Here is a 26,520-nt window from a genome sequence, read left to right as displayed (position 1 = left end):
ATGATTATTATTTTTTAGACTCACTAGCTATCACTTTGCTAGGATCAGCTATCTTAAATACTGATGAGATATGATCATTGGATTCTGTAGTCACGCCCAGATCTTTGATTAATCCGGTTTCCAGACTATATACCCAGCCATGAATACCCAGTTTTTTACCATTCTGCCATCTGTTCTGAACAATAGAAGTTTTAGTCAGGTTAAAGACCCCTTCTATCACATTCAGTTCAACAAGTCTGGCTGCACGTTTTTTATCATCTGTGATCCTGTCCAGTTCATGATAATGCAAACGGTAAGTATCTTTTATATTTCTCAGCCAGTTATCAATAATTCCGTATTGTTTATTACCTAAAGCGGCTTCCACGCCTCCGCAACCATAGTGTCCGCAAACAATAACATGTTCAACTTCCAGTACGTTTACCGCGTAATCCAGTACACTTAACATATTCATGTCTGTATGTACAACTACATTGGCAATGTTACGGTGAACAAAGATGTCACCAGGGTTGGTATTGGTAATCTGGTTCGCCGGTACCCTGCTGTCCGAACAGCCTATCCATAGAATAGGTGGCTTCTGGCCTGCTGATAGACGGTCAAAAAATGTAGGGTCCTCAGCTAAAGTTGTTGCTACCCAGTCCTTATTACCTTGTAATAAGCCTTCGTAAGTTATTTCGTGAGAATGTTGTTCTGATTTTGCACACATAATATTTATATTTTATGAATATCTTCAATAATTTTGTCAGTAATACGGGGTACTATATAATGCTCCTTTATAGCCACTAAGGTAACTACAATCCCCTTTGTATAAGCATTATGCTTGTAATTAAAAATTGTCTCCAGCACATCCGGATGAATGTATCTGGAATTACTTCCGTCAATAATAACGTTTGTTTCCTGAGGAATCTTATTTAATACAACCTGAATGGCTGCTTTGTTTAAAAAGGAAACTTCTTCAGCCAATTTAATTCTCAGATTCTTCTTATTTCCCTCTTCCTGAATTTTGTAAAAAAATGGATTCCGCATATTGGTCCTCAGTAAATAGAATACCGATAACAACATACCAACTGCTACCCCTTTAAGCAGGTCAGTCAGTAGAACAGCCACTACTGTAATAAAGAACGGAACAAACTGATCCCAGCCCTTATGGTACATGTGTTTAAATAAACTGATCCTTGTCAGTTTATAACCTGTTACCAACAGGATCGCTGCTAAACAAGCCAGCGGAATCATATTAATCAGTCCCGGAATAAAAAGGAGAGATAACAACAGCCAGCAGCCATGTAAGATAGCTGAAACTTTTGTTCTTCCTCCTGCATTCACATTCGCAGAACTTCGTACAATTACAGAAGTCATTGGTAAGCCGCCAAGCAAACCGCTTGTCATATTTCCAATCCCCTGTGCCATCAGCTCTCTGTTGGTTGGAGAAACCCGTTTAACAGGATCAATCTTATCCACAGCTTCAAGACTTAACAAAGTTTCCAGACTTGCCACAACCGCAATAGTCAATGCAACGACCCATACATCTTTATTCCCGATGGCCGAAAAGTCAGGCATATTGAATAAACCTTTAAATTCCGCCCAGCCACTAACTACCGGGATCTTTACCATCTGCTCTGCTTTTAAAGCTAAACCAGTTTGCTGGAAAACAAGCGTCATTCCAATACCCAGTGCAACAACCAGCAAAGGAGCTGGTACAACACTCAGTTTTTTGAATTTAGGCCAGATCAGCAGGATAGCAATAGAAAGTACAGTAATAATGATAGCCGCGGGATTGAGTAATTTCAAAGCGTCAAAGACAACCGAATACATATGGCCTCCACTTAAACTTTCATCCAGAAAATCTTTGTCAACACCTAATGCATGCGGCAGTTGTTTCAAAATCAGGATTAGTCCGATAGCAGCGAGCATTCCTTCAATTACGCTTGAAGGAAAATAATTGCCTATAGTCCCGGCTTTAATCAGGCCGAGTAAAATCTGCATTACGCCTGCAAGCATCACAGCCAGTAAAAACACCTGATAACTGCCCAGCTGTGCAATAGCACCTAACACAATAACAGTTAAACCTGCTGCAGGGCCACTGACACTCAATTGCGAGCCACTGAAACTAGCCACTACTATTCCGCCTATAATACCGGTAACCAAACCAGCAAACAAAGGGGCACCTGAAGCCAGGGCAATACCCAGACACAAAGGCAGGGCTACCAAAAACACGACAATACTGGAAGGTAAATCGCGTTTTAAATTCTTTTTTAAGATATATTTCTTCAATCCAGCCCTTGAGGGGATTGAGTTTCCATTCTGCATAACATTCCTGCTAATTATTCTTTATAAAATTTAAACGTGGTTAAATCAATGACTTAACCTATAATCTATAAAATTAGCTAAAGTTAGGCGGCGGCGTGGGAACAGAGGGATGGTAGGGATTTACATACCGTTTAAAATGATCAATATAACAGTTCCTGATACCAAAATCCACTAACAGCGGAACATAAGTATAGGTATTATGAAAGTCAATAGGTTTGTAATCAATAAATTTAAGGACAGATTTCCCTGAATCACAATCTGAGCTATGCTCCTGCTCCAACTGAAGAATAACCGTTTTGATCGTATTCTTATCCATATCACCGACAAATACAGGCGCAGCAGAAATAAACATCTTCACAACGAAAATGCTTAAGAAAGCAAGGACTATATGTACACGATATTTATTAAGGAGCATTTTCTTTGGTGATCAGCTTTACTTTCACCAAAAGTAATACCAGGAACGACTTATCAGCAACAAAATGTGTAAAAAAAATGTAATTAAGTTTTAGAAACAAAGGTTCCGGTCTAAATATCATGGAATTAGATGCCGTATTATTTTAGCATTAATGTACTTTCGCAATTTCTAAACCTGCCCTATTAATGAAAAAAAATCTGCTAACCCTGATTTTATGTTACCCGCTACTGGTCTTTAGCCAGAGTAATAATGAGCCTTCTTCTTATGATATTCATGATATCAAGATCACAGGATATCTGCAGACACAGTTCCAGAAAGCACAATCACCCGGTATTTCCTCCTTTTCAGGCGGAGACTTCGCTGAAAATTCAGATAACCGCTTCATCATCCGCAGAGGCCGTCTTAAGATTGACCGGGTAGATAAATATTCCAGCATCGTCTTTCAGCTTGATGCTACCCAGAATGGCGTACAGCTAATGGATGCCTTCATCCAATTGCATAAACCTGACAACAAAAGACTACAGCTAACCGCAGGTCTGTTTAACAGGCCATTTGGTTACTCCATTGTATATTCTTCAGGATACAGGGATTTTCCTGAACGTGCAAGAGTATTTCAGACCCTCATGCCCCGTGAGCGTGACATTGGAGCTATGTTAAGCTACAAACCTGTCAAAGCACTCAGTTTCCTGACTGCAGACCTCGCTGTTGTTAACGGAAGCGGGCTCACAGCCAGAGATTATGACTCTAAAAAAGATCTTATCGGTAACCTTTCCTTTAAATTTGACAGTCTGGCCAACAAAAAATTACATGTAAGCTTTGGTGCGTCAGTTTATAAAGGTAGCGTCCGCAGTGCGACAGATACTTACTATGCCGATAACGGCAGTGGTTTTACAAAAATCACCAGTCCCGAAATCAAGGGGTCTAACCTCAAAAGAAACTACTATGGTGGCAACATCCAGCTCCAGTATGACAATACATTTGGACAGACTAACCTGAAAGCAGAATACGTAGCGGGAATACAGCCCGGTGTAGCAGCTTCCAGTACAGTTAGCGGGACACTGGCCAGCCAGAGCTTTTCTATCCAGCCAGCTACAGATCTTTACCTTAGAAAGTTTTTGGGTTATTATATCTGGTTTACCCAGCAGATTTCAGACAGCAAGGTCAATGTTTTAATCGCTTATGACGTATATGATCCCAACCGTAAAATCAGTGAAAATCAGATTGGCCTGGATAATAATACCACAGCTGGTGATATTAAATTCAGTACATTAGGCTATGGCTTTGCTTATACATTTAATTCCAGACTGAAACTTACCATTTATAATGAACATGTAGTCAACGCTCCCACCCAGTTAACAGCTTATCAAAAAGATATCAGAGATGATGTCTTTACCACACGTTTACAATATCGCTGGTAATTTATACATTTATAAAACTGAAAACCAAACGAGCTTAATTCCATGGATAATAAAATAAAGTTACTACAGGATAAAATTGAACAGGCACAGGAAGGCGGAGGTCCGCAAAGAATACAAAGTCAGCACAAAAAAGGTAAATTAACCGCAAGAGAACGTATACACTTTTTACTGGATGAAGGTTCTTTCCAGGAAATAGGAATGTTTGTCACCCATCGCAGTACCGATTTCGGGATGGAGACCGAAAAATATCCGGGAGATGGTGTGGTTACCGGCTACGGAAATATCAATGGCCGGCTTGTTTATATTTTCTCTCAGGATTTTACCGTATTCGGAGGTTCACTTTCTGAGACCCATGCAGAAAAAATATGCAAGATCATGGAAATGGCCTTAAAGACAGGAGCTCCTTTAATAGGTTTAAATGACAGCGGTGGAGCCCGTATACAGGAGGGTGTAGTTTCATTAGGAGGTTATGCTGATATTTTTTACCGGAACGTCCAGGCCTCCGGTGTTATCCCTCAGCTTTCAGCCATTATGGGGCCTTGTGCCGGAGGTGCAGTTTACTCTCCTGCCATAACAGATTTTACTCTGATGGTAGAAAACACTTCCTATATGTTTGTAACCGGCCCCAATGTGGTTAAAACAGTTACACACGAAGAAGTAAGTTCCGAGGAACTGGGTGGCGCCAGTACACATGCTACAAAATCCGGGGTTACCCATTTCTCCTGTGTGAATGAACTGGATGCCATTAATCATATCAAACAATTGCTGAGTTATATGCCGCAGAATTGCGAGGAAACTCCTGCCCTGCTGGCTTATAAACCGGATCAGCAGGAATCAAGACCATCCTTGAATAAGATTATTCCGGAGAATGCTAATCAGCCCTATGATGTAAGAGGTGTTATTGATCAGCTGAGTGATCAGGGTAGTTTTCTCGAAGTTCATAAAGATTTTGCAGAAAATATTGTGGTCGGTTTCGCCAGGCTCGCAGGAAGAAGTATTGGTATTGTGGCCAATCAGCCTGCCTATCTTGCTGGTGTACTCGACAATAATGCTTCTGTTAAAGCTGCCCGTTTTGTCAGGTTCTGCGATTGTTTCAATATTCCGTTACTGGTCCTTGAAGACGTCCCGGGTTTCCTTCCCGGCACAGACCAGGAATGGAATGGAATTATCAAAAACGGGGCAAAACTACTTTATGCCTTCAGTGAGGCTACAGTACCTAGAATTACAGTAATTATCAGAAAGGCCTATGGAGGTGCTTATGATGTCATGAACTCCAAACATATTGGTGCGGATATGAACTACGCCTGGCCAACTGCCGAGATCGCTGTAATGGGTGCTAAAGGAGCTGCTGAAATCATCTTCAAAAAGGAAATCAGCAGTGCTGCCGATCCGGCTGCCAAACTGTTAGAGAAAGAAAAGGAATATGCAGAGATTTTCGCCAATCCTTACCGTGCTGCCGAACGTGGTTTTATAGACGAAGTTATCGAACCGGCCAGTACCCGCTCCCGGTTAATCAGCGCGTTTAAAATGCTCGAGAACAAAGTGGTAAATAATCCACGTAAAAAACATGGAAATATCCCTTTGTAAAAAAAATAATTACTACCCAGAAATGGGGAAAATAAAAGAATAAGCCCTCAAAATCGTGTTTATTCTGTCAATATCGGTCTAGATATCAACAATAGACTTGATGCTTAAAGCCATCTTTATATATTTGTTTATCATAAACATATAAAGATGGCTAAAAAGAAAGACGAGAAGCAGAAACATGTGTCTGTTGTAACTAAGAAATCACTCCAGTTTTTTGAAGAATATATCAATAACCCATCCCCAACAGGATTTGAATACCCTGGTCAGAAACTTTGGTTAGACTATTTGAAACCTTATATCGATGAAAGTTTTATCGACAACTACGGAACTGCTGTAGGTGTCATCAACCCAAAAGCAGAATATAAAGTAGTTATTGAGGCTCATGCCGATGAAATCTCCTGGTTTGTCAATTATATCACCTCAGACGGATTAATTTACGTCATTCGTAATGGTGGCTCAGATCATCAGATTGCCCCTTCTAAACGCGTAAATATCCATACTGATAAAGGAATGGTCAAAGCTGTTTTCGGATGGCCTGCAATCCATACCCGTGGTGCAGGAGAAAAAGAAGAAGCACCAGCATTAAAAAACATATTTCTTGACTGCGGTTGTACAACCAAAGACGAAGTTGAAGCTTTAGGTATCCATGTAGGCTGCGTAATTACTTATGAAGATGAATTCATGGTACTGAACGACCGCTATTATGTAGGTCGTGCTTTAGATAACCGCGCTGGTGGATTTATGATTGCTGAAGTAGCCCGTTTACTGAAAGAGAATAAACAAAAATTACCTTTCGGTTTATACATAGTTAATTCTGTTCAGGAAGAGATAGGCTTGAGAGGTGCCGAAATGATTGCGGACAGAATTAAGCCGCATGTAGCTATCGTTACTGATGTAACGCACGATACCACAACACCGATGATCAACAAAATAACCCAGGGTGATTTAGCCTGTGGTTTAGGTCCGGTCGTATCTTATGCACCAGCAGTACAGACAAACCTGAATAAATTACTGATTGAGACAGCTCAGAAAAATGACATCCCGTTCCAGCGTCAGGCTTCGTCCCGCTCGACCGGAACTGATACTGATGCTTTTGCCTATTCAAATGGCGGTGTACCTTCGGCACTAATCTCTTTACCCCTGCGTTATATGCATACCACAGTTGAAATGGTACATAAAGAAGATGTAGACAATGTCATCAGCCTGATCTATCATGCTTTGTTAAACATTAAAAAAGATCACGATTTTAAGTACAATAAATAAATTAAAAAAATTATAAGAAGAATGAAACCCACCTTATTAATACTCGCAGCCGGTATGGCAAGCCGCTATGGCAGCATGAAACAAATTGACGGTTTTGGTCCTAATGGAGAGACCATCATCGACTATTCCATTTACGATGCTATCAAAGCTGGCTTCGGGAAAGTTGTCTTTATTATTAAAGAAGAATACGTAGAGAATTTTAAGGAGATCTTTGATGCAAAACTTAAAGGCAAAATAGAGACAGACTACGTTTTCCAGAATTTTGACTTGAAACAATACGGGATCGATCTGGAAATAGAAAGAAGTAAACCATGGGGAACTGCCCATGCAGTTTTAGCAGCAAGACATGCCATCAAAGAGCCTTTCTGCGTAATCAATGCAGATGACTTCTATGGTCTGGATGCTTATGAGAAAATGGTAAAATTCCTGACAGAAGAAGTTAATGACAGTAACTATTCAATGATTGGTTACGAAATTGGTAAAACTTTGTCAGATTATGGTTCTGTATCACGTGGAGTATGCAAAGTAAGCGCTGATGATTACCTGGAAGAAATCGTTGAACGTACAAAAGTTCTTCATGCAGGTGATGCTATTGTTTATGAAGAAGAAGAGAAACAATATCCACTATCCTTAGACACCAGAGTATCTATGAATTTCTGGGGTTTCACACCAGAGGTATTTAAAATTTCTGAAGAACTATTCAGAGATTTTGCGAAAGAAAACAAAGACAATCCAAAAGCTGAGTTTTTCATTCCATTGGTTGCTGATAGTTTAATCAATTCGGATACTGCCGATTTCAAGGTAGTTCCAACTGACAGTAAATGGTTCGGGGTAACTTATAAAGAAGATAAACCTATTGTACAGGCTTCTATAGACCAGCTGATCAAAGATGGTATCTATCCGGAGAATCTCTGGAACTAAATAGTAAAAAAGCCTTAAACTAAGTTTAAGGCTTTTTTTTGACCCATAAAAAAAGAGGATAGATTTTCATCTACCCTCTTTTTTATTGAGATAAGCTAAGCTTATTTTTTGTCGTCTTTTACTTCTTCAAAGTCAACATCAGTAACGTTATCAGCTGAATCAGCCTGACCGCTTGCTGCGTGCTCAGCACCACCTTCAGCAGGTGCGCCTTCCTGACCAGCTTTGTACATCTCTTCAGATGCTGCATTCCATGCTGCTTGTAATTCTTCCTGAGCTGCATCGATATCAGCGAAGTTTCTAGCAGCGTGTGCTGCTTGTAATTTCGCTAATCCAGCTTCAATCGGAGCTTTTTTATCAGCAGAGATTTTCTCACCGAATTCTTTCAATTGTTTCTCAGTAGAGAAGATTAAAGCGTCAGCGCTGTTGATTTTATCAGCTTCTTCTTTAGCAATTTTATCAGCATCAGCATTCTGCTCAGCTTCTTCTTTCATTCTTTTGATTTCTTCATCAGTTAAACCTGAAGAAGCCTCAATACGAATTTTTTGCTCTTTACCAGTAGCTTTATCTTTTGCACTTACGTGTAAGATACCGTTTGCATCAATATCAAATGCAACTTCTACCTGAGGAACACCACGTGGAGAAGGAGGAATACCATCTAAGATAAAACGACCAATCGTACGGTTCTGAGCAGCCATTGGACGCTCACCTTGTAAGATGTGGATTTCTACCGAAGGCTGGTTGTCAGCTGCTGTAGAGAAGGTTTCTGCTTTTTTAGAAGGGATAGTAGTATTTGCTTCAATCAGTTTAGTCATTACACCACCCATAGTCTCGATACCTAAAGAAAGAGGAGTTACGTCTAATAACAATACGTCTTTAACTTCACCAGTTAAAACACCACCTTGAATTGCAGCACCAATAGCTACAACCTCATCAGGGTTTACACCTTTAGATGGTTCTTTACCGAAGAATGCTTTTACAGCTTCCTGGATAGCAGGAATACGTGTAGAACCACCAACTAAAATGATCTCATCGATATCAGAAGTTTTTAAACCAGCGTTTTTCAAAGCAGATTTACAAGGTTCGATAGTACGTTTGATTAAATCAGCAGCCAGTTGCTCAAATTTAGCACGGCTTAAAGTTCTAACCAAGTGTTTCGGACCGCTTGCATCAGCAGTGATATATGGTAAGTTGATTTCAGTAGAAGTAGTGCTTGAAAGCTCAATTTTAGCTTTCTCAGCAGCTTCTTTCAAACGTTGTAATGCCATTGGATCCTGACTAAGGTCCATACCATTTTCAGCTTTGAATTCAGCAGCTAACCAGTCAATGATAATGTGGTCAAAGTCATCACCACCTAAGTGTGTATCACCATCAGTAGATTTTACTTCAAATACACCATCACCTAATTCCAATACAGAAACGTCATGAGTACCACCACCACAGTCAAACACAACAATTTTCATGTCTTTGTGTGCTTTGTCCAAACCATAAGCTAAAGCAGCAGCAGTTGGCTCGTTGATGATACGTTTAACTGTTAAACCAGCGATTTCACCAGCTTCTTTAGTAGCCTGACGTTGAGCATCGTTGAAATAAGCAGGAACAGTAATAACTGCTTCTGTTACTTCATGACCTAAAAAGTCTTCAGCAGTTTTTTTCATTTTCTGCAGAATCATTGCAGAAATTTCCTGTGGAGTATATTTACGGTCGTCAATTTCAACACGTGGAGTATTGTTGTCGCCTTTTACAACTTTGTAAGGTACGCGACCAGCTTCTTTGGAAACCTCAGCAAAGCTGCTGCCCATGAAGCGCTTAATTGAATAAATTGTTTTTGTTGGGTTAGTGATCGCCTGGCGTTTTGCAGAATCACCTACTTTACGCTCACCATTTTCTGCAAATGCAACAATGGATGGCGTTGTACGTTTACCCTCACTGTTGGCTATAACTACAGGTTCGTTACCTTCCATTACGGCTACGCAAGAGTTTGTTGTTCCTAAGTCTATACCAATAATTTTTGACATGCTATTTTATCTTTGTTTATGTGATGAATTCTTATTTTCTAATTCTATTTAACAAGCAATGTGCCAATTGGCTTTTGTCAGGTAAACCGGCACAGGTTTTTATATTTTGGTTAAAATGTAAATAAAAACCTTTTACATTGCTGACAGGTTGTCAGAAATGACATTACCGGAGGCCGTCATTACATCAGATCAGCTAATTTTTCAAGATGATGATACTCAATGCCAAAATATGCTTTTGTCCTTTTAATTTTCTCCAGGATCTCTTCTTTAGCTACCAGTTGCTCCTTGGTTTTCACCCCCACTACCAATACATTCTTTGGCGTGTGTGCATCAGAGATAAATTCAAATACTTTCGTCTTGTACCCAAAATATTCCAGTATTAATGCTCTGATCCCATCAGTCACCATTTCCGCCTGGCGTTCTAAAAAGATACCATACTTAGTTAAGAATTCCAGCTCATTTACAGCCTTTCCTTTTTCTATTTGTCTTCTGATTTGCTTATGACAACAAGGTGCAACCACAATGAGTTCGGCATTCCCTTTTATCCCCTTATAAATTGCATCATCAGTAGCCGTATCGCAGGCATGTAAAGCAATCAATAAGTTAATATTTTCAGCCTCATAATCTTCTATAGTACCCTGAACAAAATCAAGTCCTGTAAAGTTTGACCCCGATGCTATTTTATTACATAAATCAACCAGGTCCTGACGATATTCCACACCAGTAACTTTCGCCTCTGTTTTTAATACATTAACCAGGTAATCATATAAAGCGAAAGTAAGATAACCTTTACCAGAGCCCATATCTACCACATTTTTCATTCCCCTGGCAGGCAAAGTTCTGATCAGCGGATCCAATAACGCGATATACTGATTAATCTGTTTATATTTATCCTGTGCATTTTTATAAACAGCACCATTAGCGTCACTGATTTTTAATTCCTGCAAGTAAGTCTTACCCGCAGGCTGAATCAATCTTTTCTTTTCTTTGTCATGAGAAAGCGTAACAGGAACTTCAGTTTTAATGAGCCGTTCCCTAACAGAGATTATTCCTTTTTTATCGTGTTCAACAATCACTTCTTTCTCCGTGCTGAAAAAAGTACAGATCTTAAAATCATTGCTGATAAAATGATTAATTCTGGTCAGGCCATCCGCGATTGAAAAATTCTTTACGATGTCCCTGGTTTTGTTCCGGTAAGTAAAAGAAAGCATTTCTACTTTTTTAATCTTTATCCTACGTACATATACATTCTTTAGTTCCTTGTCATTACCCTTGTAATTACCAAGGGAGACTTTAACAAATACATTAGACGGGATACTATCTGCTAACTGTTGCTGGAATTCCTGAAGGAGAGATTGATTGGACATAAAATTATAGATTTACTATGATCATATATAATTTACTATGGTCTTATATATAAGAATAGCCCTGTCCAATTAAGAACAGGGCTATCTGTATTTTGATGAGGAAGAATATTATTCTCCTTTATCTTCTTTTGTTTCTTCAGCAGCTGGTGCTTCAACAACCGCTTCTGCAGTTGCTTCTGCTTTAGCAGGAGCTTCAGTAGCGTCAGCTTTTTTAGCAGTAGATTTGCTTCTTCCACGACGGGTAGTTTTCTTTTCTTCTGTAGCAGCTTCTTTACCGTAAACTTCGTTGTAATCAACCAACTCGATTAATGCCATCTCAGCATTATCACCTAAACGATTGTTTAATTTGATAATTCTGGTATAACCACCTGGACGGTTAGCAACTTTCGTAGCTATGTCACGGAACAATTCAGTAACTGAATCTTTGTCCTGTAAATAACTGAAAACAGTACGACGAGAGTGAGTAGTATCGTTTTTAGATTTAGTGATCAAAGGCTCAACATACATACGCAAAGCTTTTGCTTTTGCTAAAGTAGTAGAGATTCTTTTGTGTTTGATCAATGATGAGGCCATGTTAGCCAACATCGCTTTACGATGGGACTTAGTTCTGCCTAAGTGATTGTGTTTTTTACCGTGTCTCATTTTTTTTTTATTCAGTGTGTACCGTCTCTTCTCAATTAAAGAGGGAATTACACACTATTAACAATATTGTTATTTGTCTGTTGAAATTATTCTTCGTCCAGTTTGTATTTACCTAAATTCATACCGAATGATAAGCTTTTAGATTTTACTAATTCCTGGATTTCAGTTAATGATTTCTTACCGAAGTTTCTGAATTTTAACATATCAGCTACATCATAAGAAACAAGGTCTGCCAGTGTGCGGATATCAGCTGCTTTAAGGCAGTTTAATGCACGAACTGATAAGTCAAGATCAACTAATTCAGTTTTAAGGATTTTACGCATATGTAAGATTTCCTCGTCAACTTCTTTAGTTTCTTCTTTAGCCTGAGATTCTAATACTAAGTTCTCATCAGAGAACAGCATGAAATGCTGAATTAAAATTTTGGCTGCTTCTTTCAATGCCTCTTCAGGATGAATAGATCCGTCAGTAGAGATATCTAAAATTAATTTTTCGTAATCTGTTTTCTGCTCAACACGATAGTTTTCAATCGTGTATTTTACATTTTTCATTGGAGTAAAGATCGAATCGATAGCGATTACACCAACAACAGCATCATTAATTTTGTTTTCTTCAGCCGGAACATAACCACGTCCTTTATTGATAGTCAATTCTACCTCTAAAGTCACTGATTTCTCCATGTTACAAATTACGAAATCCGGATTAAGAACTTCGAAGTTGTTAGAGAATTTAGTGATGTCACCTGCAAGAAATTGATCCTGGCCATTAACTACAATAAAAACTTTTTCAGAATCACCTGAATCACCAGCTTTTTTAAAACGAACCTGTTTCAAATTAAGGATAATTTCAGTTAAATCCTCTACAACACCTTTCATTGTAGAAAATTCATGTGATACGCCAGAAAAACGAATACTTGTAATGGCATACCCTTCTAAAGAAGAAAGAAGAATTCTTCTTAAGGCATTACCAATTGTTACACCGAAACCGGGTTCTAAAGGACGAAATTCAAATATACCATCGAAATCCGTTGATTTCTGCATGATGACCTTATCGGGTTTCTGAAATGCTAAAATTGCCATTTATAATGTTTTTAGATCGTTATTAAAATTATGTAACGTAAAATAGTTAAAGCCCGTATAAAGGCTTTAACTAAATCTATTACTTAGAGTACAACTCTATAATAAGGTTTTCTTTGATATTTTCTGGAATCTCGTCGCGATTCGGATAAGTTAAGAACTTACCGCTTAATTCCGAAGCATTCCAATCTAACCAATTAAACTTATTGATTACTCTTCCTGCTACTGAATTAGTGATGCTTTCAAGAGTTTTAGATTTCTCACGAACTGCAACAACATCACCAGCTTTCAATTGATATGAAGGGATATTTACTACTTCACCGTTCACTGTTACGTGTTTATGGCTAACTAACTGACGAGCAGCAGAACGAGTAGTTGCAATACCTAATCTGTAAACTGTATTATCTAAACGAGCTTCTAATAATTGTAATAAGTTATCACCTGTAATGCCCTGACGGGAAGATGCTTTAGTAAACAAGTTACGGAACTGACGTTCTAATACACCATAAGTATATTTAACTTTTTGTTTCTCCATTAACTGTACTGAGTATTCAGATTGTTTACCTCTTCTTTTAGACGCACCGTGCTGTCCAGGAGGATAGTTTTTTCTATCTAATACTTTATCAGGGCCGAAAATTGGCTCTCTGAATTTACGCGCGATTTTGGACTTTGGTCCTGTATATCTTGCCATTGCTTTTTGTTTTAAAGTATCATGCAACCTTAAGCTGCAGACTCTTAGCTTTAAAAATTAATAAATTAAACTCTTCTCTTCTTAGGAGGACGACATCCGTTGTGCGGAAGCGGTGTAATATCTTTGATTGAGGTAACTTCGATACCTGAGATTTGCAATGTTCTGATTGCAGACTCACGACCTGAACCTGGACCTTTAACAAAAACTTCTACTTTACGCAGACCTAAATCAAAAGCTACTTTACCACAATCAGATGCAGCTTGTCCGGCAGCGTATGGAGTGTTCTTTTTAGAACCCTTGAATCCCATTTTACCAGCTGAAGACCATGAAATAGTTTGACCGTTGTTATTTGTTAGGGTAACAATGATATTATTAAAAGTCGCATTGATATGTGCCTGACCAACTGGTTCAATAACAACAATACGCTTTTTGGTTACTTTTTTACTCTTAGCCATAATTATTATTCGATACTAATTTTATTTAGTAGCTTTTTTCTTGTTAGCAACTGTTTTTCTCTTGCCTTTACGAGTACGAGAATTGTTTTTAGTACGTTGTCCACGCACTGGTAAACCTTTTCTGTGACGTAATCCGCGGTAACAACCAATATCCATTAAACGTTTGATGTTTAACTGAACTTCAGAACGTAAAGCACCTTCTACTTTAATTCCGTCGTTAATGATTGTACGTATTGCTGATAACTCATCATCAGACCAGTCCTGTACTTTTTTGCTAAAATCGATACCTGCCTCAGTTAATATACGCTGAGCAGTTGATCTGCCTACACCAAAGATGTAAGTTAGTCCAATTTCGCCTCTTTTGTTTCTTGGTAAATCTATACCTGATATCCTTGCCATATTTGTACTAAATGTTTGATTATTTGACGACAGATTGAGTAACCTGTACATTCAATCTAATCATACCACAATAATGTTTTTTAACCTTGACGCTGCTTGTACTTAGGATTTTTCTTGTTTATAACGTAAAGTTTACCTTTACGACGAATAATCTTGCAATCAGCACTGCGTTTTTTAATTGATGACCTAACTTTCATTTTATTTATATCTATAAGTAATCCTGCCTTTTGACAAATCGTAAGGCGACATCTCTAATTTTACTTTATCCCCAGGTAATATCTTAATGTAGTGCATTCTCATTTTACCCGAGATATGAGCGATAATCTCATGACCATTCTCCAGTTCTACACGGAACATGGCATTTGATAATGCTTCTCTTATTACACCGTCTTGTTCAATCGAGGCTTGTTTAGCCATATAATATTGATTTTTACTTGATTAGCTGCTATTAAACAGGGTTGCAAAATTAAATAAAAATATTTAATTATTTACCTTTTTTCTTTTAAAACTTCTTCAATAAAAGAAAACGTTGATAAAACGTCTGCTTTACCCTTCTTAACTGCGATTGTATGCTCAAAATGTGCCGATGGTTGATTGTCACGACTCGTAACTGTCCAACCGTCCGACCAAAACTTTACACTGGCTGTACCGGCATTAATCATTGGCTCTATGGCAATTACCATCCCTTCCTCTAATTTCATCCCAGTGCCCCGTTTCCCGTAATTTGGTACTTCAGGCTTCTCATGTAATTTAACACCAACACCGTGACCGACAAGCTCTCTCACAACACCGAAACCATTCTCCTCTGCTAAAGCCTGTACTGCATATCCGACATCACCGATGCGGGATCCTACGACAGCTTTATCAATGGCACGTTTCAGGCATTCCTGGGTAATATCAACGAGTTTCTGACGATCTGCGCTAATTTCTCCGATAGAGAAAGTATAAGCCGAATCACCGAAGAAATTGTTTTTAATAACACCACAATCGACAGAGATTAAATCTCCTTCCTGTATTACATAATCACTTGGAAAACCATGAACAACCTGCTCATTAGGCGAAATACAAAGTGAATATGGAAATCCATTGTAGTTTAGAAATGCTGGTATCGCTCCGTTATCTTGTATATAAGTCTCCGCGAGTTTGTTAAGCTGCATCGTGGTTACTCCGGGTGCAATAATCTTCGCTACTTCAGCGAGGGTTTTTGACACCAGTAAGGAGCTTTCCCTGATCAGCTCTACTTCTTCGGGAGACTTATAATAAATCTTAGACATTCAATATTAAATTACAGCACTGCTGCTGGTTGTATTCGCAGCGGCAACTCCTGTACGACCTGTAACTCTACCTGTCTTCATTAATCCATCGTAATGACGCATTAATAAATAACTTTCAATCTGTTGCAAAGTATCCAATACAACACCTACCAGAATCAGCAGGGATGTACCACCATAGAAATGCGCGAATTCTGATTTAATACCAAATTTCACAGCAATCGACGGAAGGATAGCGATAATAGCTAAGAATACTGAACCTGGAAAGGTGATCTTAGAAATTACATCATCAATGAATGATGAAGTAGACAGACCTGGTTTAATACCAGGAATGAAACCGCCATTTTTCTTCATATCATCAGACATCTGTACCGGATTAACAGTAATCGCAGTATAGAAGAAAGTGAAGGCAATGATTAAAAATGCAAAGGTCAGACTATAAGCCAGTGAAGTAGGATCACTGAACTGGATTAACCAGGTGTTCTGCAATTTAGGGAAGAACTGTGTAACTGTAGTTGGAATGAACATCAGTGCCTGAGCAAAGATGATTGGCATTACACCTGCAGCATTTACTTTTAACGGGATATATTGTCTTACACCACCGAATTGTCTGTTACCAACAATACGTTTTGCATATTGTACAGGCACCTTACGGACACCCTGAACAATAAGGATAGTAAACATTACCACAGCAAACAGTGCTACGATCTCCAGAACCAGGGCGATAAGACCACCACTGTCTCCTACTAATCTAGAACTGATCTCCTGTTGTAAAGCTACCGGAAGACGGGCGATAATACCAACCATGATGATTAGTGAAATACCATTTCCTATACCTTTATCAGTAATTTTTTCTCCCAACCACATGACAAACAAAGTACCTGCTGACAAAACAAATGTTGCAAGAACAAAGAATAAAGTGTGGTCAATCAGAATTGCTTCCTGAGGAACCTGAGTCTTTACATAACCAACAGCCTGAACAGCTGTAATAGCTACAGTTAAGTAACGGGTAATCTGATTAAGTTTATTTCTGCCACTCTCTCCTTCTTTTTGCATTTTCTGGAAAGAAGGAACAGCAATACCTAATAACTGAACTACAATTGATGCAGAAATATAAGGCATAACCCCTAGTGCGAGGATAGATACACGGGAGAATGAACCTCCAGCAAACATATCCAGCAGACCCAGGATCCCAGATTTCTGATTATCGCCTAGAGCTGTTGCATCAACACCTGGTAAAACCACGTGAGAAACAAACCTGTAGACCAAAAGAATTACGAGCGTAAATACTATACGCTCTTTTAATTCTTGAATTTTCCAAATATTACTTAAAGTAGTAAAGAGCTTCTTCATTAATTATAATTAATTACAATTTTTCTATTGAGCCTCCAACAGCTTCAATAGCTTTCTGTGCAGTTGCAGAAAAAGCATGTGCTTTAACTTCGATTTTAGTTTTTACTTCACCACGACCAAGGATCTTAATCAGATCATTCTTGTGAGCTAAACCATGATCCTGCAATGTAGCGAAATCAATAGTAGTCAGGTTGAATCTCTCTGCTAAACCTTGTAAAACGTCTAAGTTAACGCCTACATATTCAGTACGGTTAATTGGTTTGAAACCAACCTTAGGTACGCGACGTTGTAATGGCATCTGACCACCTTCAAAACCGATTTTAGTTTTGTGACCTGAACGGGATCCGGCACCTTTGTGACCACGAGTGGAAGTACCACCGCGACCAGAACCAGTACCACGACCAATTCTTTTGCTATTCTTAATAGAACCTGCTGCAGGTTTTAAATTACTTAAGTTCATTTTTGAAACTTATTGTGCTGCCCTTCGCTTTCACTAATCAGGGCAACGGTTAAACATATACAAAGGTTGCAAATTAGTAATTATAAACTAATTTACAACCTTTGCGAATTATATACTTTCGATAGCTACTAAGTGATTCACTTTTCTCACCATCCCAATGATAGCCGCGTTAGCCTCAACTTCTACAGACTGGTTCATTTTTTTCAAACCTAATGCCTGCATAGTTCTTTTTTGACGCTCGCTTCTGTCAATGATACTTTTTACCTGGGTTATTCTGATCTTAGCCATGTTCTTATCCGTTAAAAACTTTGTTTAAATCAACACCACGTGTTTGTGCGATGGTATAAGCATCACGCATTTTTGTTAAAGCATCTACAGTTGCTTTTACCACGTTGTGAGGATTTGATGAACCTTTTGATTTTGCTAATACGTTGTGTACACCAGCACTCTCTAATACAGCACGCATTGCACCACCCGCGATAACACCTGTACCTACTGCAGCTGGTTTGATTAATACAAAACCACCTGAGAATTTACCGATTTGTTCGTGAGGAACAGTACCGTTTAATAAAGGAACTTTTACTAAGTTCTTTTTAGCATCATCGATACCTTTAGCAATTGCTTCAGTTACCTCTTTTGCTTTACCTAAACCGTAACCTACGATTCCGTTTTCATCTCCAACAACTACGATAGCTGAGAAACTGAAAGTACGACCACCTTTGGTTACTTTGGCAACACGTTGTATACTAACTAAACGGTCTTTTAATTCGACCTCGCTAGTCTTAACTCTTTTTATATTGATAGTTGACATTCTTATCCTATTTTCAGATTAAAATACTAAACCAGCTTCACGGGCACCTTCTGCCAACGATTTTACGCGACCATGGTATAAATAGCCATTTCTATCGAAAACAACTTCTTTAATGCCAGCTGCGATTGCTTTTTCAGCTACTAATTTACCTACAGCTACAGATTGCTCTGATTTATTTCCATTACCAGAAAAATCTTTTGATAATGATGATGCTGATACGATTGTGCTTCCAGTTACGTCGTTAATGATTTGAGCATAAATTCCTTTATTGCTTCTATAAACTGATAAACGTGGACGGCTTTCAGAACCGGTAAGTCTTTTTCTGATTCCTTTTTTTATACGATCTCTACGAGATAATTTTTTCCCTGCCATGATGATTATTTTTTAGAAGCTGATTTACCTGCTTTTCTTCTTAACACTTCGCCTACAAACTTGATACCTTTACCTTTATATGGCTCTGGTGCACGTAACGAGCGTATTTTCGCTGCAACCTGACCGATCAGTTGTTTGTCAATACTTTCTAAAATGATTTTAGGAGTCTGACCTTTTTCTGAGGTAGTAGTTACTTTAATCTCTTCCGGTAACTGGAATACATAGTGGTGAGAGAATCCCAATACAAGATCCAGGGTGTTACCTGTGTTAGACGCGCGGTAACCCACACCTACTAACTCTTGTGAAATTTTATAACCTTCTGTTACACCAATAACCATATTGTTTAACAATGAACGGTATAAACCGTGCAATGCTTTGTGTCTTTTTTGTTCAGTCGGGCGAGTTACAGTAACTACACCGTCTTCCTGAGAAACAGTGATGTCTACATCAACTGCTTGTTTTAATTCACCTTTAGGGCCTTTTACAGTTACTAAATTGTTTTCATCAACTGTAATTGTTACTCCAGCAGGGACATTAATTGGGGCTTTTCCTATTCTTGACATTTTGCTATCCTCCTTTAATTAATAAACGTGACACAAAACTTCGCCACCAATGTTTAGTCTGGCTGCTTCTTTATCAGTCATAACTCCTTTTGAAGTTGACAAGATAGCAATACCTAAACCGTTCAATACTCTTGGCATATTATCAACGCCTGCATACTGCCTTAAACCTGGTTTGCTGATACGCATCAAAGTACGGATCGCAGGGATTTTAGTAATAGGGTTGTACTTCAAAGCGATTTTGATAGTACCCTGAACTGTAGTTTCCTCGAACTTGTAGTTGGCAATGTAACCTTTGTCAAAAAGTACTTTTGTGATTTCCTTTTTAAGATTTGATGCAGGAATTTCTACAATTCTGTGATTTGCCTTAATGGCATTTCTTACTCTTGTAAGATAATCTGCTATTGGATCTGTATTCATTTTTATTGATTTGTGATAGTGGTTTCCTTTCCGAACTATTCGGAGCGACCTTCCATCGGTTAATTTTTCTATTTAAACGTATAACGTTAGGTTATCGCGCTAATAGCGTAATAAACTAACGTTTAACGATTTTACCAGCTTGCTTTGGTAACTCCAGGAATTTTTCCTGCTAATGCCATATCACGGAATGTAACCCTTGATATACCGAATGTACGCATATAACCACGTGGACGGCCAGTTAATTTACAACGATTGTGTAAACGTACTGGAGATGAGTTTTTTGGTAACTTATCTAATCCTTCGAAATCACCTGCAGCTTTTAATTCTGCACGTTTGTCTGCATACTTAGCTACCAATCTCTGGCGCTTAACTTCGCGAGCTTTTATACCTTCTTTTGCCATTATTGATCTGTATTAGGAGTTTGGTTTTTAAATGGTAATCCAAATTGCTTTAATAGTTCCAATGCTTCAACATCAGTTGTTGCTGAAGTAACAAAGGTAATATCCATACCTAAAATCTTAGAGATTTTGTCGATGTTGATCTCAGGGAAGATGATTTGCTCAGTAATACCTAAAGTGTAATTACCTTTTCCATCAAATCCTTTATCATTAATACCTTTGAAATCGCGGATACGTGGTAAAGCTACGGAAATTAAACGATCTAAAAATTCAAACATGTTGTTATCACGTAAAGTTACACGTACACCTACCGGCATACCTTTACGTAATTTGAAGTTTGAGATATCTTTTTTAGATTTCGCACCTACTGCCTGCTGACCTGTGATTGTAGTCATCTCTAAAATAGAGCTGTCCATAATCTTTTTATCAGTTACAGAGAAACGACCAACACCTTGGTTGACAGCTATCTTCTCTAACTTAGGAACTTGCATTACGCTTTTGTAATTGAACTTTTCTTTAAGTGCGATTACAATTTCCTCTTTGTATTTAGTCTTTAATCTTGGTATGTAAGTCATTATTTGATCTCCTCTCCTGATTTTTTAGATACCCTAACTAATTTCCCATCAGCATTAAGCTTTCTGCCAACACGCGTAGTTTTTCCTGATTTAGGATCAATTAACGCAACGTTAGAAATATGAAGAGCAGCTTCTTTTTTAATGATACCTCCGTTTGGAGTAGCAGCATTTGGTTTTGTATGTTTAGATACAAGGTTTACACCTTCTACCAGTATCCTGCTTTTAGTAATTAATACTGAAAGCACTTTACCTTCCTGGCCTCTTGAATCACCAGCGATAACCTTTACTAAATCTCCTTTACGGATTTTAATTTTTGGCTGAACAGTTACTTTATTTTTCATTTTATAATACCTCCGGTGCTAATGATACAATCTTCATGAATTGTTTCTCACGCAGTTCTCTCGCTACCGGGCCAAAAATACGTGTTCCACGCGGCTCATCCTGAGCATTTAGTAGGACTGCTGCATTGTCGTCGAAACGGATGTAAGAACCATCCTTACGTCTGATCTCTTTCTTTGTTCTTACAACAACTGCTTTAGAAACGGTTCCTTTTTTAATGTTACCTGAAGGCAATGCACTTTTAACGGTAACAACGATTTTGTCACCAATAGAAGCGTATCTCTTTCCGGTTCCACCAAGTACACGGATAACCAATACTTGTTTTGCGCCGCTATTATCGGCTACGTTTAATCTTGATTCCTGTTGTACCATGTTATTTAGCCCTTTCTAAAATTTCCACTAATCTCCAGTTCTTGTTTTTACTCAGCGGACGAGTCTCCATGATAAGTACTGTATCACCAATACCACAATCGTTTTTCTCGTCATGAGCCATAAATTTGGTAGTTTTCTTAACAAACTTACCATAGATCGGGTGTTTCACTTTACGTTCTACCGCTACAACAACAGATTTATCCATTTTGTTGCTTACCACCAACCCGGTTCTTGTTTTTCTTAATTGTCTTTCCATTTCGACTCTAAAGTTATTTAGTTTCACTAGCTGACGCAGCTTTACGCTTAGTCATTTCAGTATTTAATCGGGCGATGTCTTTTCTTACCTTGTTGATGCGGGTAGGATTCTCTATAGCCGAAATTGTATGTGCAAATTTTAACTTAACTAAGTTTTCTTTCTCTTCTGCAATCCTGACTACTAGTTCTTCTTGTGAAAGCCCTGTGATTTCTGAGTTCTTCATTTTATTAATTTTTATGTTCTGGGTCTAGCGGTTATAATAACAAGTTACTTACAACATTGACCCCAAAACTCTCTTTTTCTATGCTTCTACGTAATCTCTACGTACTACAAATTTTGTTTGGATAGGTAATTTCTGAGCAGCTAATCTCATAGCTTCTTTAGCAATTTCTAAAGATACACCTTCAGCTTCAAAAATGATGCGTCCTGGTCTAACTACTGCTACCCAGTATTCAGGAGCACCTTTACCTTTACCCATACGTACTTCAGCTGGTTTCTTAGTTACCGGTTTGTCCGGGAAAATTCTAATCCACACTTGGCCTTCACGTTTCATGAAACGAGTTACCGCAATACGGGCTGCCTCTATCTGACGACTGGTAATCCAGGTCGCCTCTAAAGATTTAATCCCGAAAGACCCGAATGATAATTCAGCTCCACGTGTAGCTAAACCTTTCATTCTGCCCTTTTGCATCTTTCTGAACTTCGTTCTTTTTGGCTGTAACATTTTATTCTAAAATTATCGTTAAACGATCTGTTAACTAATTATTTACGAGGACCTCTGTTAGGAGTATTTCCGCCTCTATTATCTCTACCTGGACCGCCTTGACCTGGACCACCCTGACCTGGACCTCTTCCACGACCACCTTTGTTGTCGTTTCTTCTGTCACCACCGCCACGGTTATCTCTGTCTCTGCCACCTGCACCAAAAGCACCTTCAGGTCTGCCACCTTTACCAGGAGCGTTACTTACTGCACCAATGTTTGGAGAAAGATCACGTTTACCATAAACTTCGCCTTTACAGATCCATACTTTAACACCAATCTTACCATAAGTAGTTAATGCTTCAGCTAATGCATAGTCAATATCAGCACGGAAAGTATGCAAAGGAATTCTTCCTTCTTTATACTGCTCGTTACGAGCCATCTCTGCTCCGCCTAAACGACCTGAAGTCATTATCTTGATACCTTCAGCACCCATACGCATTGTTGATGCGATAGTTGACTTCATGGCTCTACGGAAAGAGATCCTTGCCTCTAATTGTTTTGCTACACCTTCTGCTACCAGTTGTGCATCAAGCTCAGGACGTTTGATCTCAAAAATGTTAATTTGAATTTCCTTTTTAGTCAATTTCTTTAACTCTTCTTTGATCTTATCAACCTCAGCTCCTGCTTTACCGATCACGATACCCGGACGAGCAGTGTGGATAGTTACAGTGATACGTTTTAACGTACGTTCGATAACTACTTTAGCTACTCCTCCTTTTGCGATACGCACAGAAAGATATTTTCTTATTTTTTCGTCCTCAACTAATTTGTCAGCATAGTTGTTGCCACCGAACCAGTTAGAATCCCAACCTCTGATGATTCCTAACCTGTTTCCTATTGGATGTGCTTTTTGTCCCATTTCTACTAATTAGTTTGAGTTTCAACGTTTTTACTATCTACTACCAAAGTTACATGGTTAGAACGCTTACGTATTCTGTAACCACGACCTTGAGGTGCTGGTCTCAGTCTTTTCAACTGACGGCCACCGCCAACCATTATAGTTTTAACATATAATTGGTTTTCTTCAGGGCGAGAACCTTCATTTTTAGTTTCCCAGTTTTTGATTGCTGATAATAAAAGTTTCTCAACTTTTATAGCTGCATCTTTATTGGTAAATTTTAAAATATGTAATGCTTTCTCAACACGCTCACCTCTGATAAGATCTACAACCAAACGCATCTTACGTGGTGAGGTTGGACAATTGTTTAATTTCGCTACTGCTTCCATCTCTTAATTATTTTTTCTTTTCAGAGTGACCCCTAAATGTTCTGGTTGGAGCAAACTCTCCCAGCTTGTGACCAACCATGTTTTCTGTTACGTATACCGGTATAAATTTATTACCGTTATGCACTGCAAATGTATGACCCACAAAATCTGGTGAGATCATTGATCTGCGAGACCAAGTTTTAATGACAGACTTTTTGCCTGAATCATTCATAGATACTACTTTCTTCTCTACGTTATGGTCAATATAAGGTCCTTTTTTAATCGAACGAGCCATTATTTCTTCCTTTTCTCTATGATGAAACGATTTGAGTATTTTTTAAGTTGACGGGTCTTGAAGCCTTTAGCATACATGCCATTTCTTGATCTAGGCTGACCACCTGATGAACGACCTTCACCACCACCCATTGGGTGATCGACAGGGTTCATCGCAACCGGACGCGTTCTAGGACGACGTCCTAACCAACGTTTACGACCTGCTTTACCTAATACTTCATTAGCGTGATCTGAATTTGAAACAGATCCGATTGTTGCTAAACAAGTAGTCAAGATTAATCTTGTCTCACCTGATGGCATTTTCAATGTTGCATATTTACCGTCACGTGCAGCTAATTGTGCATAAGCACCAGCGCTACGTGCTAATTGTGCACCACGTCCTGGATGAATCTCCACGTTGTGTACAATAGATCCCAAAGGGATATTCGATAATTTTAAAGTATTTCCAACTTCTGGAGTTGCAGTATCACCTGACAATACTTTTTGCCCAACTTGTAATCCTTCTGGCGAAATAATGTAACGCTTCTCACCATCAGCATAATGTAATAATGCGATACGTGCAGTACGGTTTGGATCGTATTCAACAGTAGCAACTGTTGCAGGAATATCAAATTTATCACGTTTAAAGTCAATTAAACGGTAAGATTTTTTGTGACCACCACCCATGTAGCGCATAGTCATCTTTCCTGTATTGTTACGTCCTCCCGATTTCTTAGAAGAAACAACCAATGATTTTTCGGGCTTGGTTGCTGTAATCTCCGAAAAACTGGCCCCAACTCTAAAGCGGGTACCCGGAGTGACTGGTTTAAATTTTCTTAAGCCCATAGTTATAAAATATTCAATTCTTATTAAATGTTCGCGTAATAATCAATTGTTTCACCTGCTGCCAGAGTAACAATCGCTTTTTTGTATTTCGGGCTACGACCCGTAACTAAACCACCTTTTGTATTTCTTGATTTTAACTTTCCGTTTACAATCATAGTATTGATTGCAAGGATGTTAACACCATACATTTTTTCGATAGCTTGTTTAATCTGCAATTTGTTTGCTTTGTGTTCTACCTGGAAAGTAAAGCGACTTGACTTTTCTGTAAGGGCAGAAGCTTTTTCGGTTAGTATTGGTTTTCTTAAAAATTCCATATTACTTGGCAAATGCCTCCTCCAATGTTTTAACAGTATTCGCAGTCAACAAAAGTTTACCACAGTTTAATACATCATATGTATTGATCTGATCTACAGTAATTACTTTTACTTTCTGAATGTTTCTGCTTGATAAATAAATATTGTTATCCTGAACAGGTAAAACCAACAAAGTTTTCTCACCAGCTAAGCTTAAAGCATTAACTAAAGCGATGTAATTTTTAGTTTTGATTGAATCAAAAGTAAAATCTTCTAAAACAAGGATGTTTTGATCCTGAGCTTTGTATGACAACGCAGATTTACGTGCCAGAGATTTTAATTTTTTGTTCAGTTTAAAACTGTAATCACGTGGCTGAGGACCGAATACACGACCACCACCATTGAACAAAGGAGATTTAATACTACCCGCACGAGCACCACCAGTTCCTTTTTGTTTGTACAATTTACGTGTTGAACCAGCGATTTCATTACGTTGCTTAGACTTGTGAGTACCCTGACGTTGATTAGCCAAATACTGTTTAACATCTAAATAAATTGCATGATCGCTAGGTGTTACACCAAATACCGACTCAGGAAGTTGCACCTTGGCACCTGTCTCTTTTCCTGAAATGTTTACTACATTTAATTCCATCTGCTTACTTGTCTAAGATTACGTAAGAACCTTTAGCTCCTGGAATGGAACCACTAACTACAACAAGATTTTGATCTGCATAAACTTTCAAAACCTGTAAGTTCTGAACTTTCACTCTATCTCCACCCATTCTACCTGCCATACGCATACCTTTAAATACACGTGCTGGATAAGATGCAGCACCTAATGAACCTGGCGCACGCATTCTGTTATGCTGACCGTGAGTTTGTCCACCCACACCCGCAAATCCATGGCGTTTCACAACACCTTGAAAACCTTTACCTTTTGAAGTACCAACTACATCCACAAAATCGCCTTCAGCAAAAATGCCAACCGTTACAGTATCGCCTAAATTCAACGATTCTTCAAACGGAGCAAATTCTACCAATTTACGTTTTGGAGTTGTGCTTGCTTTCGCAAAGTGGCCTTTCAAAGGCTTGGTGGTGTTCTTTTCTTTAGCTTCATCGAAGCCTAATTGAACTGAAACGTAACCGTCTTTCTCTTCGGTCTTAACCTGTGTTACAACACAAGGCCCAGCTTCGATCACCGTACATGGAATGTTTTTTCCATCGGCGTCGAAAATGCTGGTCATTCCTACTTTTTTTCCAATAATACCTGACATTTTCTTTTTTTAATTTAACACCCATCGAAGCAGTAGGGCTTCGTTCAAGGTGGATACACTTCCCGTTAAGGGAGGGCAAAAATAAGAAAGAAATCTTAATTTTCAAACAGTTAGCGAATTTATT

The 26,520-nt window shown here is 38.6% G+C and carries 38 protein-coding genes; 4 read left to right on the top strand and 34 right to left on the bottom strand.

Annotated features, from left to right (window positions below; translation table 11 throughout):
• Positions 1 to 7: 7 nt before the first annotated feature.
• From can to HDF25_RS12380, 3 genes are all read right to left on the bottom strand, one after another.
• On the bottom strand, positions 8 to 703 hold the full coding sequence (gene can / locus HDF25_RS12390; RefSeq protein WP_184625112.1) for a carbonate dehydratase: 696 nt from the start codon (positions 701 to 703) through the stop codon (positions 8 to 10).
• A 5-nt stretch (positions 704 to 708) separates the two neighbouring features.
• On the bottom strand, positions 709 to 2,304 hold the full coding sequence (locus HDF25_RS12385) for a SulP family inorganic anion transporter (RefSeq protein WP_184625110.1): 1,596 nt from the start codon (positions 2,302 to 2,304) through the stop codon (positions 709 to 711).
• Between the two features lie 73 nt (positions 2,305 to 2,377).
• Positions 2,378 to 2,719, bottom strand: a complete 342-nt coding sequence (locus tag HDF25_RS12380; RefSeq protein ID WP_184625108.1) for a hypothetical protein — start codon at positions 2,717 to 2,719, stop codon at positions 2,378 to 2,380.
• 185 nt (positions 2,720 to 2,904) lie between these two features.
• Here HDF25_RS12380 and HDF25_RS12375 point away from each other — a divergent pair, with 185 nt between their 5' ends.
• From HDF25_RS12375 to HDF25_RS12360, 4 genes are all read left to right on the top strand, one after another.
• Positions 2,905 to 4,137, top strand: a complete 1,233-nt coding sequence (locus tag HDF25_RS12375) for a porin (protein WP_184625105.1) — start codon at positions 2,905 to 2,907, stop codon at positions 4,135 to 4,137.
• Between the two features lie 42 nt (positions 4,138 to 4,179).
• Complete coding sequence (locus tag HDF25_RS12370) at positions 4,180 to 5,724, top strand: acyl-CoA carboxylase subunit beta (RefSeq protein WP_184625103.1); 1,545 nt, start codon at positions 4,180 to 4,182, stop codon at positions 5,722 to 5,724.
• Positions 5,725 to 5,871: 147 nt separating this feature from the next.
• Positions 5,872 to 6,987 carry a M20/M25/M40 family metallo-hydrolase gene (locus HDF25_RS12365; protein WP_184625101.1) on the top strand — a complete coding sequence of 372 codons (1,116 nt, stop codon included), beginning with the start codon at positions 5,872 to 5,874 and terminating at the stop codon, positions 6,985 to 6,987.
• A gap of 21 nt (positions 6,988 to 7,008) precedes the next feature.
• Positions 7,009 to 7,908, top strand: a complete 900-nt coding sequence (locus tag HDF25_RS12360) for an NDP-sugar synthase (protein ID WP_184625099.1) — start codon at positions 7,009 to 7,011, stop codon at positions 7,906 to 7,908.
• A 101-nt stretch (positions 7,909 to 8,009) separates the two neighbouring features.
• Here HDF25_RS12360 and dnaK read toward each other — a convergent pair whose 3' ends face one another.
• The 31 genes from dnaK to rplC all read right to left on the bottom strand — a co-directional run bounded on the left by dnaK (position 8,010) and on the right by rplC (position 26,396).
• Positions 8,010 to 9,923, bottom strand: a complete 1,914-nt coding sequence (dnaK, locus tag HDF25_RS12355) for a molecular chaperone DnaK (RefSeq protein ID WP_184625097.1) — start codon at positions 9,921 to 9,923, stop codon at positions 8,010 to 8,012.
• Between the two features lie 179 nt (positions 9,924 to 10,102).
• The gene (locus tag HDF25_RS12350) at positions 10,103 to 11,290 is read right to left on the bottom strand and encodes a class I SAM-dependent methyltransferase (RefSeq protein ID WP_184625095.1); all 1,188 of its coding nucleotides are present in this window, start codon (positions 11,288 to 11,290) and stop codon (positions 10,103 to 10,105) included.
• 108 nt (positions 11,291 to 11,398) lie between these two features.
• Entirely contained in the window at positions 11,399 to 11,932 is a 534-nt protein-coding gene (gene rplQ / locus HDF25_RS12345) for a 50S ribosomal protein L17 (RefSeq protein WP_184625093.1), read from the bottom strand.
• A gap of 86 nt (positions 11,933 to 12,018) precedes the next feature.
• Positions 12,019 to 13,011 carry a DNA-directed RNA polymerase subunit alpha gene (locus HDF25_RS12340; protein WP_184625091.1) on the bottom strand — a complete coding sequence of 331 codons (993 nt, stop codon included), beginning with the start codon at positions 13,009 to 13,011 and terminating at the stop codon, positions 12,019 to 12,021.
• Between the two features lie 79 nt (positions 13,012 to 13,090).
• Entirely contained in the window at positions 13,091 to 13,699 is a 609-nt protein-coding gene (rpsD, locus tag HDF25_RS12335; protein WP_041878578.1) for a 30S ribosomal protein S4, read from the bottom strand.
• Between the two features lie 65 nt (positions 13,700 to 13,764).
• On the bottom strand, positions 13,765 to 14,154 hold the full coding sequence (gene rpsK, locus HDF25_RS12330; protein WP_041878538.1) for a 30S ribosomal protein S11: 390 nt from the start codon (positions 14,152 to 14,154) through the stop codon (positions 13,765 to 13,767).
• A gap of 21 nt (positions 14,155 to 14,175) precedes the next feature.
• Positions 14,176 to 14,553, bottom strand: a complete 378-nt coding sequence (gene rpsM, locus HDF25_RS12325; protein WP_037442576.1) for a 30S ribosomal protein S13 — start codon at positions 14,551 to 14,553, stop codon at positions 14,176 to 14,178.
• Between the two features lie 80 nt (positions 14,554 to 14,633).
• Entirely contained in the window at positions 14,634 to 14,750 is a 117-nt protein-coding gene (gene rpmJ / locus HDF25_RS12320; protein ID WP_010599887.1) for a 50S ribosomal protein L36, read from the bottom strand.
• 1 nt (position 14,751) lies between these two features.
• Positions 14,752 to 14,970: a translation initiation factor IF-1 gene (gene infA, locus HDF25_RS12315; RefSeq protein WP_008244555.1), complete on the bottom strand. Its 219-nt coding sequence runs from the start codon at positions 14,968 to 14,970 to the stop codon at positions 14,752 to 14,754.
• Positions 14,971 to 15,041: 71 nt separating this feature from the next.
• On the bottom strand, positions 15,042 to 15,827 hold the full coding sequence (map, locus tag HDF25_RS12310; protein WP_184625089.1) for a type I methionyl aminopeptidase: 786 nt from the start codon (positions 15,825 to 15,827) through the stop codon (positions 15,042 to 15,044).
• A gap of 6 nt (positions 15,828 to 15,833) precedes the next feature.
• Positions 15,834 to 17,177 carry a preprotein translocase subunit SecY gene (secY, locus tag HDF25_RS12305; RefSeq protein ID WP_184625087.1) on the bottom strand — a complete coding sequence of 448 codons (1,344 nt, stop codon included), beginning with the start codon at positions 17,175 to 17,177 and terminating at the stop codon, positions 15,834 to 15,836.
• A 13-nt stretch (positions 17,178 to 17,190) separates the two neighbouring features.
• Positions 17,191 to 17,637: a 50S ribosomal protein L15 gene (gene rplO / locus HDF25_RS12300; protein WP_184625085.1), complete on the bottom strand. Its 447-nt coding sequence runs from the start codon at positions 17,635 to 17,637 to the stop codon at positions 17,191 to 17,193.
• 108 nt (positions 17,638 to 17,745) lie between these two features.
• On the bottom strand, positions 17,746 to 17,925 hold the full coding sequence (gene rpmD / locus HDF25_RS12295) for a 50S ribosomal protein L30 (protein WP_090555281.1): 180 nt from the start codon (positions 17,923 to 17,925) through the stop codon (positions 17,746 to 17,748).
• Between the two features lie 4 nt (positions 17,926 to 17,929).
• On the bottom strand, positions 17,930 to 18,448 hold the full coding sequence (rpsE, locus tag HDF25_RS12290; RefSeq protein ID WP_184625083.1) for a 30S ribosomal protein S5: 519 nt from the start codon (positions 18,446 to 18,448) through the stop codon (positions 17,930 to 17,932).
• Positions 18,449 to 18,466: 18 nt separating this feature from the next.
• The gene (rplR, locus tag HDF25_RS12285; RefSeq protein ID WP_037442582.1) at positions 18,467 to 18,820 is read right to left on the bottom strand and encodes a 50S ribosomal protein L18; all 354 of its coding nucleotides are present in this window, start codon (positions 18,818 to 18,820) and stop codon (positions 18,467 to 18,469) included.
• A 5-nt stretch (positions 18,821 to 18,825) separates the two neighbouring features.
• Complete coding sequence (rplF, locus tag HDF25_RS12280) at positions 18,826 to 19,383, bottom strand: 50S ribosomal protein L6 (RefSeq protein ID WP_184625081.1); 558 nt, start codon at positions 19,381 to 19,383, stop codon at positions 18,826 to 18,828.
• 18 nt (positions 19,384 to 19,401) lie between these two features.
• Positions 19,402 to 19,800, bottom strand: coding sequence for a 30S ribosomal protein S8 (gene rpsH / locus HDF25_RS12275; protein WP_041878531.1), 399 nt, complete (start codon positions 19,798 to 19,800; stop codon positions 19,402 to 19,404).
• Between the two features lie 131 nt (positions 19,801 to 19,931).
• Entirely contained in the window at positions 19,932 to 20,201 is a 270-nt protein-coding gene (gene rpsN / locus HDF25_RS12270; RefSeq protein ID WP_184625080.1) for a 30S ribosomal protein S14, read from the bottom strand.
• Positions 20,201 to 20,773: a 50S ribosomal protein L5 gene (gene rplE, locus HDF25_RS12265; protein ID WP_221450897.1), complete on the bottom strand. Its 573-nt coding sequence runs from the start codon at positions 20,771 to 20,773 to the stop codon at positions 20,201 to 20,203. The genes rpsN and rplE overlap by 1 nt, the downstream gene beginning before the upstream one ends.
• The gene (rplX, locus tag HDF25_RS12260; RefSeq protein ID WP_221450896.1) at positions 20,773 to 21,114 is read right to left on the bottom strand and encodes a 50S ribosomal protein L24; all 342 of its coding nucleotides are present in this window, start codon (positions 21,112 to 21,114) and stop codon (positions 20,773 to 20,775) included. The genes rplE and rplX overlap by 1 nt, the downstream gene beginning before the upstream one ends.
• Before the next feature lies 1 nt (position 21,115).
• The gene (rplN, locus tag HDF25_RS12255) at positions 21,116 to 21,484 is read right to left on the bottom strand and encodes a 50S ribosomal protein L14 (protein ID WP_041878524.1); all 369 of its coding nucleotides are present in this window, start codon (positions 21,482 to 21,484) and stop codon (positions 21,116 to 21,118) included.
• A gap of 1 nt (position 21,485) precedes the next feature.
• Complete coding sequence (gene rpsQ / locus HDF25_RS12250; protein WP_037442595.1) at positions 21,486 to 21,740, bottom strand: 30S ribosomal protein S17; 255 nt, start codon at positions 21,738 to 21,740, stop codon at positions 21,486 to 21,488.
• 13 nt (positions 21,741 to 21,753) lie between these two features.
• The gene (gene rpmC / locus HDF25_RS12245; protein WP_037442597.1) at positions 21,754 to 21,963 is read right to left on the bottom strand and encodes a 50S ribosomal protein L29; all 210 of its coding nucleotides are present in this window, start codon (positions 21,961 to 21,963) and stop codon (positions 21,754 to 21,756) included.
• A 78-nt stretch (positions 21,964 to 22,041) separates the two neighbouring features.
• The gene (gene rplP / locus HDF25_RS12240) at positions 22,042 to 22,464 is read right to left on the bottom strand and encodes a 50S ribosomal protein L16 (RefSeq protein WP_037442599.1); all 423 of its coding nucleotides are present in this window, start codon (positions 22,462 to 22,464) and stop codon (positions 22,042 to 22,044) included.
• 38 nt (positions 22,465 to 22,502) lie between these two features.
• Positions 22,503 to 23,363 carry a 30S ribosomal protein S3 gene (rpsC, locus tag HDF25_RS12235; protein WP_041878513.1) on the bottom strand — a complete coding sequence of 287 codons (861 nt, stop codon included), beginning with the start codon at positions 23,361 to 23,363 and terminating at the stop codon, positions 22,503 to 22,505.
• Positions 23,364 to 23,368: 5 nt separating this feature from the next.
• Entirely contained in the window at positions 23,369 to 23,731 is a 363-nt protein-coding gene (gene rplV / locus HDF25_RS12230; RefSeq protein WP_184625078.1) for a 50S ribosomal protein L22, read from the bottom strand.
• Positions 23,732 to 23,738: 7 nt separating this feature from the next.
• Entirely contained in the window at positions 23,739 to 24,005 is a 267-nt protein-coding gene (gene rpsS, locus HDF25_RS12225) for a 30S ribosomal protein S19 (protein WP_008244581.1), read from the bottom strand.
• Positions 24,005 to 24,829 carry a 50S ribosomal protein L2 gene (rplB, locus tag HDF25_RS12220; RefSeq protein WP_184625076.1) on the bottom strand — a complete coding sequence of 275 codons (825 nt, stop codon included), beginning with the start codon at positions 24,827 to 24,829 and terminating at the stop codon, positions 24,005 to 24,007. The genes rpsS and rplB overlap by 1 nt, the downstream gene beginning before the upstream one ends.
• A gap of 23 nt (positions 24,830 to 24,852) precedes the next feature.
• A complete protein-coding gene (rplW, locus tag HDF25_RS12215) occupies positions 24,853 to 25,143 on the bottom strand; it encodes a 50S ribosomal protein L23 (protein ID WP_184625074.1) in 291 nt (96 codons plus the stop codon).
• Between the two features lies 1 nt (position 25,144).
• Positions 25,145 to 25,774: a 50S ribosomal protein L4 gene (gene rplD / locus HDF25_RS12210; protein WP_184625072.1), complete on the bottom strand. Its 630-nt coding sequence runs from the start codon at positions 25,772 to 25,774 to the stop codon at positions 25,145 to 25,147.
• Positions 25,775 to 25,778: 4 nt separating this feature from the next.
• Positions 25,779 to 26,396 (bottom strand): 50S ribosomal protein L3, encoded by a 618-nt coding sequence (rplC, locus tag HDF25_RS12205; RefSeq protein ID WP_184625070.1) that lies wholly within the window; start codon positions 26,394 to 26,396, stop codon positions 25,779 to 25,781.
• Positions 26,397 to 26,520 lie beyond the last annotated feature (124 nt).

This window comes from Pedobacter cryoconitis, from assembly GCF_014207135.1.
Taxonomy (GTDB): domain Bacteria; phylum Bacteroidota; class Bacteroidia; order Sphingobacteriales; family Sphingobacteriaceae; genus Pedobacter; species Pedobacter cryoconitis_D.
The sequence above is the reverse complement of the archived record's forward strand: the minus strand, read 5'-3'. Positions and strand labels throughout refer to the sequence as shown.